Origin of the sequence: Methanosarcina mangrovi (assembly GCF_052057765.1) — an archaeon.
Classification (GTDB): Archaea; Halobacteriota; Methanosarcinia; order Methanosarcinales; family Methanosarcinaceae; genus Methanosarcina.
Genome location: NZ_CP195120.1, coordinates 4,761,550 through 4,775,813, shown reverse-complemented (window position 1 = coordinate 4,775,813; position 14,264 = coordinate 4,761,550). Strand labels below are relative to the sequence as shown.

General features: G+C 42.5%; 12 protein-coding genes and 2 tRNA genes. 5 read left to right on the top strand and 9 right to left on the bottom strand.

The genetic code is table 11. The annotated features are described in order from the left end of the window. Positions 1 to 16: 16 nt before the first annotated feature. Both ACSAZL_RS21000 and ACSAZL_RS20995 read right to left on the bottom strand, forming a co-directional pair. A complete protein-coding gene (locus ACSAZL_RS21000) occupies positions 17 to 2,296 on the bottom strand; it encodes a CDC48 family AAA ATPase (protein ID WP_440946484.1) in 2,280 nt (759 codons plus the stop codon). After that, positions 2,293 to 2,985, bottom strand: a complete 693-nt coding sequence (locus ACSAZL_RS20995) for an ArsR/SmtB family transcription factor (protein WP_440946483.1) — start codon at positions 2,983 to 2,985, stop codon at positions 2,293 to 2,295. Before ACSAZL_RS20995 ends, ACSAZL_RS21000 begins: the two co-directional genes overlap by 4 nt. Before the next feature lie 508 nt (positions 2,986 to 3,493). Here ACSAZL_RS20995 and ACSAZL_RS20990 point away from each other — a divergent pair. After that, on the top strand, positions 3,494 to 4,921 hold the full coding sequence (locus ACSAZL_RS20990) for a right-handed parallel beta-helix repeat-containing protein (RefSeq protein WP_440946482.1): 1,428 nt from the start codon (positions 3,494 to 3,496) through the stop codon (positions 4,919 to 4,921). A 67-nt stretch (positions 4,922 to 4,988) separates the two neighbouring features. Here ACSAZL_RS20990 and ACSAZL_RS20985 read toward each other — a convergent pair whose 3' ends face one another. From ACSAZL_RS20985 to ACSAZL_RS20965, 5 genes are all read right to left on the bottom strand, one after another. Continuing rightward, positions 4,989 to 5,657, bottom strand: coding sequence for a hypothetical protein (locus tag ACSAZL_RS20985; RefSeq protein WP_440946481.1), 669 nt, complete (start codon positions 5,655 to 5,657; stop codon positions 4,989 to 4,991). A 15-nt stretch (positions 5,658 to 5,672) separates the two neighbouring features. Beyond that, positions 5,673 to 7,046, bottom strand: a complete 1,374-nt coding sequence (locus tag ACSAZL_RS20980) for a hypothetical protein (protein WP_440946480.1) — start codon at positions 7,044 to 7,046, stop codon at positions 5,673 to 5,675. A gap of 282 nt (positions 7,047 to 7,328) precedes the next feature. Further along, positions 7,329 to 7,787, bottom strand: coding sequence for a Zn-ribbon domain-containing protein (locus ACSAZL_RS20975; RefSeq protein ID WP_440946479.1), 459 nt, complete (start codon positions 7,785 to 7,787; stop codon positions 7,329 to 7,331). A 264-nt stretch (positions 7,788 to 8,051) separates the two neighbouring features. After that, complete coding sequence (locus ACSAZL_RS20970) at positions 8,052 to 8,309, bottom strand: hypothetical protein (protein WP_440946478.1); 258 nt, start codon at positions 8,307 to 8,309, stop codon at positions 8,052 to 8,054. 5 nt (positions 8,310 to 8,314) lie between these two features. Then, complete coding sequence (locus tag ACSAZL_RS20965; protein ID WP_440946477.1) at positions 8,315 to 9,040, bottom strand: phosphoribosyltransferase; 726 nt, start codon at positions 9,038 to 9,040, stop codon at positions 8,315 to 8,317. Positions 9,041 to 9,352: 312 nt separating this feature from the next. Here ACSAZL_RS20965 and ACSAZL_RS20960 point away from each other — a divergent pair, with 312 nt between their 5' ends. Next, the gene (locus ACSAZL_RS20960; RefSeq protein ID WP_440948929.1) at positions 9,353 to 10,144 is read left to right on the top strand and encodes a helix-turn-helix transcriptional regulator; all 792 of its coding nucleotides are present in this window, start codon (positions 9,353 to 9,355) and stop codon (positions 10,142 to 10,144) included. Here ACSAZL_RS20960 and ACSAZL_RS20955 read toward each other — a convergent pair. After that, the gene (locus ACSAZL_RS20955; protein ID WP_440948928.1) at positions 10,126 to 11,073 is read right to left on the bottom strand and encodes a methionyl-tRNA formyltransferase; all 948 of its coding nucleotides are present in this window, start codon (positions 11,071 to 11,073) and stop codon (positions 10,126 to 10,128) included. The genes ACSAZL_RS20960 and ACSAZL_RS20955 overlap by 19 nt on opposite strands. A gap of 745 nt (positions 11,074 to 11,818) precedes the next feature. On the opposite strand from ACSAZL_RS20955, the gene ACSAZL_RS20950 reads away from it, so the two are divergent. After that, on the top strand, positions 11,819 to 12,865 hold the full coding sequence (locus tag ACSAZL_RS20950; protein WP_440946476.1) for a protease inhibitor I42 family protein: 1,047 nt from the start codon (positions 11,819 to 11,821) through the stop codon (positions 12,863 to 12,865). A 113-nt stretch (positions 12,866 to 12,978) separates the two neighbouring features. On the opposite strand, the gene ACSAZL_RS20945 is transcribed toward ACSAZL_RS20950, so the two are convergent. Then, positions 12,979 to 13,170, bottom strand: a complete 192-nt coding sequence (locus ACSAZL_RS20945; RefSeq protein WP_440946475.1) for a hypothetical protein — start codon at positions 13,168 to 13,170, stop codon at positions 12,979 to 12,981. A 612-nt stretch (positions 13,171 to 13,782) separates the two neighbouring features. Here ACSAZL_RS20945 and ACSAZL_RS20940 point away from each other — a divergent pair. Both ACSAZL_RS20940 and ACSAZL_RS20935 read left to right on the top strand, forming a co-directional pair. Then, positions 13,783 to 13,857 (top strand) — tRNA-Met (locus tag ACSAZL_RS20940). Positions 13,858 to 13,915: 58 nt separating this feature from the next. Next, positions 13,916 to 13,990: transfer RNA gene (locus ACSAZL_RS20935), tRNA-Met, on the top strand. Positions 13,991 to 14,264 lie beyond the last annotated feature (274 nt).

Here is a 14,264-nt window from a genome sequence, read left to right as displayed (position 1 = left end):
CATTTCAGGCAAAGCCTCATTCAGCTTTCGGAAAAACCGGGATTTCTTTTCCTGGAACTTCTTTTCCCTCTTTTTCCTTTTCCTCCTCTTTTGCTTCGGCAGATTCTTCCTCAAACTCGGTTGCATACCTGGCAAAGAGTTCGGCACTCTTTTCATAGGCTCTAAGAGTTTCTCTGGACGTCGTGGGCTTTACACGGCGAATTGCCCTTTCGAAGTGCTTTTTTGAAAGGCGAACATCTCCGGCCCTTTCCTGAACGCTCTTCCGGTCAGTGCCCGGAGTAACTATTTCCCTGAGGGCTAGCATTGCCGCTTCCCTGCAGATGCCTTCGATATCCGCACCCACATACCCTTCGGTCATTTCAGCAAGTTCGGAGAGTTTTACATCTTCTGAAAGGGGTTTTCCTTTTGTGTGGATCTCAAAGATCTTCTCCCTGCCTTCTTTTCCGGGAGGCTTGATGTAAATGAGCCTGTCAAAGCGCCCGGGTCTGAGGAGGGCAGGGTCTACCATATCCGGCCGGTTTGTAGCAGCAACTATGATCACGTCCTTGAGTTCCTCTACCCCGTCAAGTTCTGTCAGGATCTGGCTTACCACCCTTTCGGAGACGTGGGTGTCGGAAACAGAGCTTCTTTCAGGAGCAATGGAGTCGATTTCATCAAAGAAAACTACAGTCGGTGCAGCTTGCTTTGCTTTCCTGAATGTCTCCCTGATTGCACGCTCGGATTCACCCACATATTTACTGAGAAGTTCGGGTCCCTTTATACTTATAAAGTTGGCTTCACTCTCACTTGCAACAGCTTTTGCAAGCAGAGTCTTCCCCGTACCCGGGGGTCCGAAGAGCAGTACACCTCTCGGAGGCTTTATACTGACTACTTTGAACATTTCGGGATATTTGAGAGGCCATTCCACGGACTCGATAAGCTCCTGTTTTGCTTTTTCAAGTCCGCCGATATCGTCCCAGCCCACATGCGGAACTTCGACATAGACTTCTCTCATGGCTGAAGGCTCAATATTCTTCAGGGCTTCTCTGAAGTCTTCCTTCGTAACCACCAGATTGTCAATGATTTCCTGTGGGATCTCCTCTTCGATATCGATTTCAGGGGTGATCCTTCTGAGGGCATGCATCGCAGCTTCCTTACAGAGAGAGGACAGGTCAGCTCCCACAAAACCATGGGTCACATCCGCGATCTCGCCAAGGCTCACTTCATCTTCAAGAGGCATGCCTCTGGTGTGGATCAGGAGGATCTGTCTCCTGCCGTTCCGGTCAGGAATTCCGATTTCAATTTCCCTGTCAAACCTTCCGCCGCGGCGAAGAGCCTCGTCAATGGAATTCGGGCGGTTTGTGGCAGCTATGACAACGACTTCACCCCTGGACTTGAGCCCGTCCATCAGGGAGAGGAGCTGGGCTACCACCCTTCTTTCCATTTCTCCGGTGACTTCACCGCGTTTGGGAGCAATGGAGTCAATTTCGTCTATGAAGATGATGGAAGGTGCATCTTTCTCAGCTTCTTCGAAGATCTCCCGGAGCTTCTGTTCACTTTCTCCGTAATATTTGGAAACGATTTCAGGGCCGCTGATTGTGATGAAATTGGCATCGGTCTCGCTTGCGACCGCCTTTGCAATCATGGTCTTACCCGTTCCCGGCGGCCCGTGAAGCAGAACCCCTTTAGGAGGCTCGATTCCCAACTTCTGGAAGAGTTCAGGGTGTCTCATTGGCAACTCGATCATTTCCCTGACGAGCTGGAGTTCACGCCTGAGCCCCCCGATGTCCTCATACGAGATCCCTTCCGGAGTCTTGATTTCTTCGATTGATTTTTCCTTGATAACAATTTCAGTGTCTTTGGTGACAACGACCGGCCCTGCAGGCCTTGTGGATGCCACAACGAAAGTCAGGGGATTATTTACGGTTTCAACCCTGATCTGCTGACCTTTGTTCAGAGGTCTGCCCTCAATTATCCTCAGGATGTAATGGGCTCCGCCCACAAGTCTGACAGGCTGGGATGGAGCAAGTGTGACCCTTTGCGCATGTTTTGCCTGGACCTTCTGGATAGTAACTCTGTCATCAATTCCGACCTTTGCATTGCTGCGCAGATTTCCGTCTATTCTGATCCTGTTCTCCTGCCCGCGCTCGACGTTAGGCCAGACAATTGCATAAGTCTTGGATCTGCCTGAGATTTCGATAATATCTCCGCTCACAAGACCCATTTCCTGCATCAGACGGGTATCAATTCTTGCAATTCCTCTGCCCACATCTTTATGATAAGCCTCAGCTACTCTCAGATTCATTTCTTCAGTCATTTATTTTCAACCCCGGTCTCACATATTCTCCAGTACTGCTGGTTATTTTTAATTGTGTATTCAACAAAACCCCTTTCTGCAAGGTCCATAAGGTTAGAGGTTATAATGCTCGGGTGAAGGCGCAGGTTATAACAGAGGACAGCTGCTGTAGCTTCGTTTTTCAGAAGTTCGAACAGGAGCTCGCATTCTACAGGGTTTCTGGCAACCTCTTCGATCGAGTCCAGACATCTGTCCATCAGTTCCGTATATTCAACCTGTAGTTGTTTCTGCATCTGCACAAGTTCTTCCTGCCTCGCTTTAAGTTCCTGGAGCCTGTTGCTCAGTTTCAGGAAGAAGCAGGAGGATTCATCTCTGGCAGCAGTTTCTTTTTTTTCGACAGCAGATCTTTCCCCTTTTTTCTCCCTGTCAAAATTAATGTCCTGAAGGGACATCGTATAGGAATAAGGCGATACTGCCACCTCAAGTCTCATGTTATTTGCAATATTGAAGTACTTGCGCCTCTGCTCATCCACACTGCACTCAATCAGCCCTGCCTGTTCTAACAGGCTCAGATGACTGATAATCGCCTTTGGTCCTACCCCCAGCCTGCCTGAAATTTCACTGACATAGCAGGGGCGATTTGCAAGAAGCTGAATTATCTTCCTGCGGTTTTCATTCCCCAGGATGTCAAGTAGTTTTGCTGGGTCCATGTTTTTCCCCTCTGGTAATTATTGAAATTTTATGGTGTATATTGGCGATAAGTTTTGAATTTCGTATTTTATATATTTTTGCAAGAGTTATTATAATATATACATTAATATATTTGACATGGGTTTAATAGCGGCTCAGGTTCTTTCTACGGTTTGTTTGAAGTGTTTCTCCCCTAAGATCCGAATCTCAAGTAAGAGATTTCAAGAACCTGTATAGCAGGAGTTACAGGAAGTCCCTGCCCGAAATCCCCTGACCAGATGCTAACTATTGCGCGTATGTAATAGTTAGTAACCATTAGTTAGCAATAATAATATATAAAGTTTGCTGATGATATCAGTTTGCGTGAAAAATGCTGAAAAAGAAAAAGGAAAAGATGAGGGCAAAAAGATGAAGACAAAAGACGAGGACAAAAAGATGAAAACAAAAGACGAAGACAAAAAGACCACAATAAGCAAATAACGTAAGAAACTGATTTAAACTGTAACGGATACTGGACGGAGGATTCGGTTGGATCTAAACCTATACATGAAAGTCAAAATGTATCTATTCATTGGATTCTTTTTTCTGGCACTTGCGGGTCCAGCATCGGCAGATACCATTACAGTGAACAATGGCGGGGAAGGAGATTACGAATCAATACGGAAAGCAATAAATAATGCAAATCCCGGAGACACGATTCTAGTTTATCCCGGCACTTATAAAGAGAATCTTGTCGTCGATAGGGAGTTAAGAATCATATCAAACTCCGGAAGTCCGGAAGATACCATCGTCCTGGCTGCCACTCAAAAAGAGCATGTTTTCAAAGTTGCTTCGGATAACGTAACAATTAGAGGATTTGAAATAAAAGATGCCTCGGGAACTCCGGGGAACTATAAATATGGGATTTATCTTGAGGAGACAAAGAACTGCATAATTGATAATAACTACATCTCAAACAACAGGGAAGGCATTCTCTTAATCGATTCCAGCAATAACACCCTTATCAATAACAAGCTTCCGAAGAACAATGATGCCGGGATTATACTCAGATCTTCGGACCACAACACGATAATGAGCAATAATTTATCAGGCAATATCGCAGGAATCGTCATAATTTATTCTTCCTACGATAACAGGGTAGATGGAAACACAGTCTTCGAAAACACAATAGGCATTGAAGTCCAGGGAAATAACAATACGATAAGGAACAATACCATATTGAATAACGATAAATACGGAATAGGTATCGAATCCTCCGATGACAATGCAATAAGCAGTAACATAGTAAATTCGAATAAAAGAAACGGAATCGAAATTGGATTTTCGAAGAACAATACCCTGAGAAACAATACTATAAACTTTAATGGAATGGATGGAGTCTTTTTACTTTACTCAAACAACAACACATTAAACGACAATAATGCTTCGAATAACGCAAACCACGGGATCAGCCTGATGGACTGTGACTATAATCTTCTCCATAACAACGTTGTAAACCTGAATAATGCAAACGGGATTCAGCTCCGGAACAAAGGAACCGAAATAGACGATGACGCTATTTTTGAATGGGGAGGCTCAGGTGATAATATCCTGAGCAACAACACCGTCTCAAGTAACACTGCTTACGGCATCTATATCGGTATTTCAGGCGACAACAACACACTGAAAAATAATTCTGTGTGTTCAAACGGAAAATACGGGATTTTTCTTGCGGAAGCCAGCCGCAATAATGAGCTTGAAGGTAATAGAATGGATTCAAATCTGCTGGGGGAAGTTCTGGTCAGTTCCGACGAGACTCTCATAGGCTCCAGCGAACTCAGCACACCTGAAATCAGTTCACAGGAAATGGGAAAGGGTCCGGGGACGCGGTCAAGAAGGATGCCGTTCATCGGCTGTTTTATGACAGTAGCTATTGCTGGGATAGCAACAATAATCGTGCAAAGAAAACAGGAATAAGATCCCCCTGATCCGAAAAACAAGATATAATGGATATAAAGTACTAGATATGCTTACTATAAGGTCATTAAAATGCTCTGATCAGCAAAACCTCATCCCCGTAATTTGAGGTTTCAACCTTGATTTCCCAGGCAGGGTAATATGTGGTCTGACCTTCATATCTGTAAGGATAAGTATCAAAACCGTTGAAATAAACAAATTTGACGTCAGTGATCCTGGTCCTCCCCAGGGAAAACATCGGCAGATTGCCTTTCTGAGTGACGAAGTTCCTGTTTCTTACCTGCTGGATTATGTATTTGCCGGGGTCATTGAAATCCACTGTTTGGAAACTTATTATTTGCAGGGGTTCCGGGTCTGCAGCACTTGAGGTTAAGTTAAATCCGCTTTCTGTAATCTCATTATCCGAGACAAGGAAATATATTTCCCCGGGGAGTCCGGTATTATTAGACCCTTCATTATAAGACTTGCTGGAGTTAATGAAACTGACATTAAAGGCGTTTGAGGAAGATTTCCCCTGATATAACGGAAGCTGATTTACGGGTATTGAGGGAATATCAGCGTTAAGAGTTACTCTTTGATTCGTAAGAGTGCTCCATACCTGTACGGTCCTCCCGTGGGGCATATCCTCTTTCATGGGAGGATAATAATTAAAAGTCTCATAGAATAGAGGAAGGGCATAATATAATACTGCCAGAGCAATAACGACTCCAATTACACTTTTTGATTTTTCCTGCATATGTATTAACCTCCCTCAGGTAGATTCAATCCCGGCCGCCAGCGGATACTCCGGGTGGTCGATGAGGTAGATATGCAGTTTTTCAGAGGAGTCGGACTCGGAAACATGGTCAGCCCTTACTTCCTGTTCGAAGGCAAAATTGCTGTCCAGAGTAATCTCATATCTGTAAATTCCAGGCTCCACACCAAGCTCAGGAGAAGAGATTTCCGTACCCGGACTCAAAGAATAGGTCTCGTGGAATATTGACTCATTATAGAAGTCAAGGATTTCAATACCGATTTCATGCGTTTCATTATCGTCATTTATAAAGAAGAACTGCAAAGGACCTGAAGAAAATTCCTGATCTAATTTCTCTTCAGTACCTTTGCTATATTTACACACAAGATGAACGACTTTTCCATCGTACTTCTCGTCCATAGCCATAATTCCATAGGAAAGTGTGCAAAAGTCTACGTTAATCCAGCCGTTAATTGTGTCGTTACCTACCGCAAAAACTGCGCTGCTTTGCGGCTCTCCGATAATGTATCCAGCATAAATCGTCTGGGAGTTGAGAGTTCTGGTCTCTTTCAGCTTCAGCTCGAAATGCTGCCCCATCAGGCTTAGATCCGAAGTTCCGTTTGAAGCAGCTTCCCTGAACTTTTGAGTGTTTGCAGTTACGGTTTCAAACTCCTTGCAGGTCTCTGGAATCTCTAAAGAACATCTTTCGGACTCTATTTCTTCAAATATACAGTACTCATCGACCTCACCATCCTCAATTTCTAAAAAACTTCCTGCTGAACCGGAGATGAAAATGAGCCTCAGAGGATTCAATGAACGCACCAACCTCTCCCGATCTTTTTTCCAGTCCATTACAAATACGGTATGAACAGTTTTTCCATTATATTTCTCAGAGGTTACCGCAATATTGTACATCAGGTCTTCAAATTCCACGGAGCCGCTAAATAGTTCTCCGCATACATAGAAAGTTGCCCTACTGTCAGGTATTCCTTTAACGTACCCCGAATAACGATAAGATTTCCCTCCATTAAGTCTGGAAATATCCTCGATTTCTATTTCAAAATCTTTCTCTAGTAACCTGAGATGCACATTCCCATTTGTAGCGGCATTCTCGAATTCCTGAACATCTATTGTAACTGTTTCAAACCCGTCCCAGTACCCCTGGGACTCAAATGAACTATCCTGAACCTCAACCTTCTGAATGATATTATTTCCAGGGATTCCTGAAATTGCCCTGAAGGAACTGTCATCATAAGCAATTTCATTAAGCTGTGTTCCAGAATCTTCGGAAGTTTCAGCTTTGCTATTGCCGTCAGCTAAAACAAGAAATGCTGGAAAAGCAGCCAGAGCCAGGAAGGCTGCAAGTACTATTATTGTACTATTTACTTTCATTCGAATCCCCCAACCCGGAGAAGACAAATAACGAACTCTCCAACCAAATATAAATCTGCACTCTTCCTAGAAGAACTTTGTTCTTTTATTTCAATCTTTTGTACATTGACACTATAACGTAAATAAAAAAAATAAGAACTTCACAAGAAAAGAAAAACAATTATAGAAAGTTATACTGAAAAATGGGAAGTTGTACTGAAAAAGTATATAATGAAGGACAGTTAAAGAGCCCCGAAGCCGGATTTAAAATAGGAAACCTGACAAAAAAAGTAAAAATATGAATTATTTCTGTTTTTTTGGCTTAGATTTTTCTTTTTGTCTTTCCTTCTGCTGGTTAAAAACAGAGGGCAAATGGAGTGCATATGAACCTTCCTCTCTGATTGCCATAACAAGTTCTTTTCGCTCTAAAAGGGAATCCAGATTAAGTTCATAAGAGCCGGGACCGAGAATCCTCACAGATTCCACTCTCTCTTCATCAGTTTTGCTTTCATTTTCTGATTGCTGCTCCCCGTTTTCTTCTCCTGATGCGAGGGCCTCATCAATATTCCTGACAACCTCATCAAGAGAGGCTTCTAGATCCAGTTTTTGTTCTTCAAGAGCAGGCCGTCCCTGGTTTTCCAAACCTTCTGGCTCTTTTTTCACATAGAGGAACTTATTCCAGCCGCAGTTGGGGCAGCCGCTAAGGATTACAGAATCCCCGTCTTCAAAAATAGTTCCGCATCTGGTACATCTATGGGGCATGAGTTCACCGGTAATCAATAATAAGACTTAATTGCTGCAAGTTTTATGATCGTACAGTAATAGCTCGATCGGATATATTGGATTAAATTGATTTTCAAATGGGCAATTTAAAAGGTATCTTAATAGACGATGAGATTTTCTCTTACAGGATTGACACCTTATTGGATTGACACATTATGGGATTGAACTTATATTAGTATACGTTAAATGGTATCTTAAATAAATACCTTTAATAAATATGTATATTTGTATTTACAGTTTTTTTTATTTAGTAACTTTAACGAAAGATTCGCCTTCAACTTCAGGGCTTTTCACCCTTTCAGGGCTTTTCACCCTTACCGGCTGCAAACCTCCGCCTTCGGAAGAAAGAATGTTCTCAATTCTCTTTTTCTGGCTTTTCCGGTTCTCCAATAACCCTGATATGCAAACTGCTGATACGGACTGCTGGCAAAACCTGCTTCCGGGATTGACGGAGACGTCCTTCCATGCAGGGACGAGACCTGTAGAGACACAAACACGCAATAAATTTATAGAAGCTTCCAGCGCTTCTTCCCGTCAACAACCTGAGAACTGGTTCTACGGGTTCGATCCATCTCTTCCAGAACTTCCGGAAGCCTGCCTGGCTGGGTAATTTCAAAAACTACCGGGTCAAGGGCATGGTTTACATAAAGACTATGTTTAAGATCTTCAAGGCTCCAGAGTTTTTCAGGATCCTTTCTCATGTTCTTTGCCAGAATACTTATCATGTCTTCCATAAAATTCCAGGGGTAGACAATCCATGCCCAGTCTTCAAGCCGCTCTCCCACATAATCAGGGTCAATTTTCGAGCTTCCCAGGTATTGTAAGGAAGCGGTTCGGACTTCTCTGGGGTTCCTGTCTTCTACGTAAGCTTTAGCACTGATCATACTTCCCCCTGTATCCACAATATCATCTACGATAAGCACTTTTTTGCCTTTGATTACATCGGCTGGGAGAGGGTATCGGATATAGGGCTCACCGGTGTCGATAGCTGCAGTTCCTGTGTAATGCTCGATTTTAAGGCTTGATAGGTCATCAAGCCCCAGGAAATCGCACAGCACGCGTCCTGCAAACCAGCCTCCTCTGGCAAGCGCGATAATAACGTCCGGTTCATACTCCGAGTTTTTGATGTCTCTTGAAATGTTTCGGCACAGGTTGTAAATGTAATCCCAGTTCGTAAGCACACATCTAAACGATTTTATGTAAAACCCTCCAGGATCCGAAGCCTGTTGCATTGGTCATGAGATTTCTTGTTTCAGGAGCCCTCAGGTCAGAGCCCCACCTTCGAGAATATATAATTCAGACCATAACTTTAAGTTTTCTTATCTTGTAAAAAAATAGTTCAGAAAAAGACTAAAAAAGAAATGCTTCAAAAACAAATTTAAAAACACTACAGGCGTAATTAGACGCGGTTAAAATACTATTTCAAAAGGTCTTTAAATTAAAGGCCTTCTATCACTGTTCCCGAAAAATAAAGGGTTCAGAAGAGCTTTCAAAAAGCAGGAAGAACCTAAAATAAGTTTCCCGTAGAAAATTGAGTCTTGAAAGTGAGAACAATGGATAAAATGCTGACAGACCTGCTCTTTATGTCTCAGAAAAGAAAGGATCTTTTGATCCTTCTCAAAGACGGTGGGAAGACAATAGAAGAAATTACTGATATTCTTAATGTTACCCCTACAGGGATGCTCCCTCAAATCAAAAAATTAAAGGAGGAGTCTCTGGTTTTGCAGGATGAGAGGGAATACAGGCTTACCCCTCTGGCAGAAATTCTTGTTGAAAAAATGCAACCTTTGCTCGACATTCTTGAAGTTATCGAGGAACATAAAGATTTCTGGCAGGAGCGGGATCTGAGCGGTTTATCTCCAGCCTTTCTTGAAAGGCTTAACGAATTAAAACCGTATTCTCTTGTAAAACCCGACACCGATAAATTTTTCGAGACTCACCCAGTGTTTCTGGAAAATATGGAAAAATCAAAAAATATACTTTCTCTGTATTCGATATTCCATCCGGTATTTCCGGAGACGTTTCTGAGGACTGGGGATAAAGATGCCGAAATTACCCTTATAGTAACAAAAAGAATTCATGAAAGACTGAAAAACGACTTTGAAAAAGAACTGAAACTTTACCTGAAACAGGAGAAGAAACGGCTTTTTGTTTGCGACGACGAAGTAAAAATAGCCATGCTGACAAAAACCGAACATTTCATGATAGCTGATTTCCTTACATGGAAAGGAGCCTATGACCAGGAGAGTATCGTAAGTTTTGAACCTGCTCCTATGAAATGGGCTGAAGACCTCATTCTCTATTATAAAGAACAGGCTCAGGAAATTAAGGGATAAATCATGGCAAAGAAGTTATCAAGAGAAGGTTTCATCTCAACATGAATTATTCCGTCTCTGCAAGCTAAGAAATATCCCGATTTTTCTTTGTAGAGGTTTCCGACTTTATATCCGGAAGTACTGCATTTTTTGTAATCAAGAATCCTGACACTGAACACCAGCCTGTACAGACTGCTTTTCTTCAACAGGGTGGGATGATACTTCGGAGTCCCGTTTAAAAAGTGAAAGACCCTCTCGACACCCCAGTCTTCCCACTTTATCAGCTTATTATATTCTTCGGGTTTGATTTTTCTGGCCCTCGGCGTAGGAGCGGAAATTGGCTGCTTTTTAAGCCCAACACTCCCATTTTCAAGAGCCTTCATTGTCTCACTGAGCAGTTTAATCCCTGCGTAGGCTAATTTTTGACCGGTTGCTTCAAGTTTCTCCCCAGGGCTTATAAAGACACGTTCCTGGCAGATGATATCCCCTGTATCTTCCCCCTTATCCACGTAGTGCAGGGTAACCCCGAGATCAAGTCTATAATCATAATACTCCCAGAACAGCGGATTCGGTCCCCTGTACTCCGGAAGGTACGAATAATGAATGTTAACAGTACCGTATAAAGGAATGTTGAAGATATTTTCTTTCAACAGGTGAGACATCGAAAATACAACGATAAGATCAGGTTCCACACGCCGGACCCATTTTTCCAGATCCTTACTGTCCCCTTTTCTGAGATAATAATAAGGAATCTGCATTTTTCTGGAAAAAAGTTTTAAGCTTACAGGATTTGAGGTAAGCGAATAGTGAATACTGGTCAGAAACCTTCCTGCTGCTTTGAGAAATTTATTTGGCTCGTTTGCCGGGGCACAATCAACAATTCCCACAACTTTGTGTTTTGATTCTATAATTGCCTGCAGAACTTGCGGGATACCCTGGGTGATGACCACAACCCTCAATCAAATCCCACCCGAGATTTCAACTGACACCGGATAAAAGTAGAACCCACTACAGATACTTCTTTAAACTCTTCTTTCAACCTGCACTTTGCACCGATTTTAGCTATTTTTTGCGAGCTCAAATTGAAAGTCTCCCTGAGTGCCAGTTCCACATATTATTTAGATTCTGTTTGAACAAATAATTCATTTTAAAGCCCGGGGATGTGGTTCATACAATATTAAAATATTAAGAATTAACGCTGTTAAACCGAGTTTCGAAATTTTCCTGTTTATTCAAAAAGATTTACAGAATTGAATCCAGAACTGAAATATTTTTTTATACAAGATGGAAAATTGAATTTAATTTTTTAACTTCACCGATTGTTGTCGTTTATGAATATCTAAAGATTATTCGTTATTAGAATAGCTCCAGAGCTATTTATACTGGAAGAAGCGAGTATTTAAACATATGTATGAACGTCCAGAAATAAATGATGTAATCAGATAATTATTGAGCAAAGTTGAAAATAAATGTTGTCTAAAATTTTTGAATTGAAGAATCATTTTTAATTAAAACAGAGAAAAATCAAATTGCGTGCGGCCACCCCACCCTAAAGGATGGGTATGCTTCGGGCCGCACGCCCGGTTACTCAGAAAGATTTACAGTGTTCTTTAACAAGGTTTCCTTGATCCAAGTTATTGAAACTCTGCTATAGAGACCCTGTTCGATTTCCGATCATTTTACAAAGAAGCAACGATGAAGATATTTAAATCGAAAACAAAAAGAGGCGAGGGTTCACTTCATCCCCGACCTGAAGGGCGGGGTATTCGTGACCCTCCGCGCTCCCTTTGTAATAAACTTATTGTTAAAGCTACGGACAAAATCGAAGCTTTAGCAAAGGATAAATTCGAACAGGCTTATCCTTCCATATATAAATCCGAAGAAGCGAGATGGAGACAGATGAAAAGCAAAGCAAATAACGGTTCTTTGAGAACTCTGAAACTGGTGGCAATCCTGCTCGTGCTCTTTACAATTACTCTTTCCGGCTGTGTTGACAACGGACAGAACAATACGGATAACCAGACAGAAAGTCCAGCAAACGAGAGCCAGAATACCAACACTGAAGAATACATATATGGTGTGGCAAATGTTGAAAATATCGACATTCTGATTCTGGAATCTTTCCCCGTGCAGATACACGTGATAGCAGAAGGTTACCTGCCTGACGGGTGCACTGAGATTGATGAGATAAAGACTGAAACGGAAGGAAATACCTTCAACATCAGTATTACGACGAAGCGCCCGAAAGAAGCAATCTGTACCCAGGCTATAGAGAGCTTTACGGAAACGATCCCTCTTGAAGTCCAGGGTCTCAGCGCCGGAAATTATACCGTAAACGTCAACGGAGTAAACGGATCGTTCGAACTTGCAGTTGATAACACCTTAGATGAAATTCCCAACGCCGTGCCGCCGGAACAGCAGGTAATAACCGAAGCTAGCAATGGAACAACTATAAGCCTCAAAGAAGGAGAAACTTTTTACCTGAGACTTAAAGAAAACCCTACCACGGGCTATTCCTGGGAACTTAACCTGAGCCAGGGACTCAGTCTGGTTTCGGGCAATTACTATCCGCCGGAGTCCGAAGAAAGTGAACAACCTCTCCTTGGTGCCGGAGGAGTTCGTCTCTGGGAAATTAAAGCCGATTCCGAGGGAAACCAGCTGGTAACAGCGATATATAAAAGATCCTGGGAAAACGAAACTGGCACTGAAGATGAATTTACACTTAATGTTGAAGTGGCCTGAACCGAATTTCCGCTTTTCATGCCTCACTTCCCTTTTTTACATTCTCTCAAATAAGAGAGCAAGGGGCATGAAAATTTTAATTCCTGCCAGAGACAACCTATTTTCCAGCGGGTTCACGGAATCCCGAGAGCCTGTTTTAAATCTTTGAGACAATTATCGCAGATATGCGACGTGCCTATCTGGGTACACCCGAGTATATTTACATCTTCCTTGTGTTCTTTTTCTTCCGGGCTTCCGGGATAGCTTTCGCAGTAAATTCCACATTTCACTTCACAGTAAGTTCCGCAGAAGAGACATTTTGTCATAATATTATTTAGGGTTTCAGATATAATATATTCCCTCGCTCGAGTTGCACCAGCAGAGTTGCGGCTCTGCAGTGCGCTGTCCTTCCCGAATTTCGCTTAGGGAGAACGAGGTCTGTTTCGGCAGAGTTGCGGCTCTGCAGTACGCTGCCCTTTTCGCTTCGCTCAAGAGGGCTAATTTTGGGATATAGTAGTGAGCTGCGCTCAAGCAGACTAATTTGTAGGTAAAAATCGGGAGCTTCGCTTAAGAGGACTAACTTAAAAACGACGGAAAAATAGAGAGACGCAGGAGAGCGGTCTTTCCCACAACGAAGAAGAGAAAAGCCAGAAAGTAAAAATGGGATAAATCTGCGGGGATGCGATAAAAGCAGAATTAAATATACGTGAAAAAAACTCTTTTTAAGTCTCTTTCCCTTTAATCAGGGATCGCCGGGAGACTTGAAGAGATAGGAGAAGAAACCTGAGAAAATTATAAGGAAGTTGAGGAGTTCTTCTGGTAAGAGTTTAACTTTCTTAATGCCGGAGAAGAGAGAGCCGAGCGAAAAGTATATAAACTATCGTTAGTATGTTCTGATAGCTGTCCCTGGCAAAGTGGCCTGATCAATAAAACACTGTAGCGGGGTGGGGTAGCCAGGAGATCCCGACGGGCTCATAACCCGTAGACCGATGGTTCGAATCCATCCCCCGCTATAAAAAACTTTTTTCAGATCAGTTCCCTTTACCAGCCTATTCAATCTATTAACATTGTAGCGGGGTGGGGTAGCCAGGAGATCCCGACGGGCTCATAACCCGTAGACCGATGGTTCGAATCCATCCCCCGCTATAAAAGATCTTTTAGAGATTGGTGCCCTTTCCGCACCGGACAATTTGTATTATCTCGGGTTTTGATCGTACCTCTATTCTTTCGTACCTCTATTTTTTATATCCGGGCACCCATTAATATCCAGAAAACTCAAATCCTACCTAAACAACTTAAATCCTACTTAAACAACTCAAATCCTATCTGAACAACTCAAATCCTACCTGAATCCTGTCTAACCTCAATCCTATCCAAATTATCTTATACATTCGATCATACCTTTTTCAAGCATCAGAAG

Bases quoted from the DNA above. Each gene is read 5' to 3' on its own strand.
- ACSAZL_RS21000 (WP_440946484.1), bottom strand. From the start codon at position 2,296: ATGACTGAAGAAATGAATCTGAGAGTAGCTGAGGCTTATCATAAAGAT.
- ACSAZL_RS20995 (WP_440946483.1), bottom strand. From the start codon at position 2,985: ATGGACCCAGCAAAACTACTTGACATCCTGGGGAATGAAAACCGCAGG.
- ACSAZL_RS20985 (WP_440946481.1), bottom strand. From the start codon at position 5,657: ATGCAGGAAAAATCAAAAAGTGTAATTGGAGTCGTTATTGCTCTGGCA.
- ACSAZL_RS20980 (WP_440946480.1), bottom strand. From the start codon at position 7,046: ATGAAAGTAAATAGTACAATAATAGTACTTGCAGCCTTCCTGGCTCTG.
- ACSAZL_RS20975 (WP_440946479.1), bottom strand. From the start codon at position 7,787: ATGCCCCATAGATGTACCAGATGCGGAACTATTTTTGAAGACGGGGAT.
- ACSAZL_RS20965 (WP_440946477.1), bottom strand. From the start codon at position 9,040: ATGCAACAGGCTTCGGATCCTGGAGGGTTTTACATAAAATCGTTTAGA.
- ACSAZL_RS20950 (WP_440946476.1), top strand. From the start codon at position 11,819: ATGAAGATATTTAAATCGAAAACAAAAAGAGGCGAGGGTTCACTTCAT.
- ACSAZL_RS20945 (WP_440946475.1), bottom strand. From the start codon at position 13,170: ATGACAAAATGTCTCTTCTGCGGAACTTACTGTGAAGTGAAATGTGGA.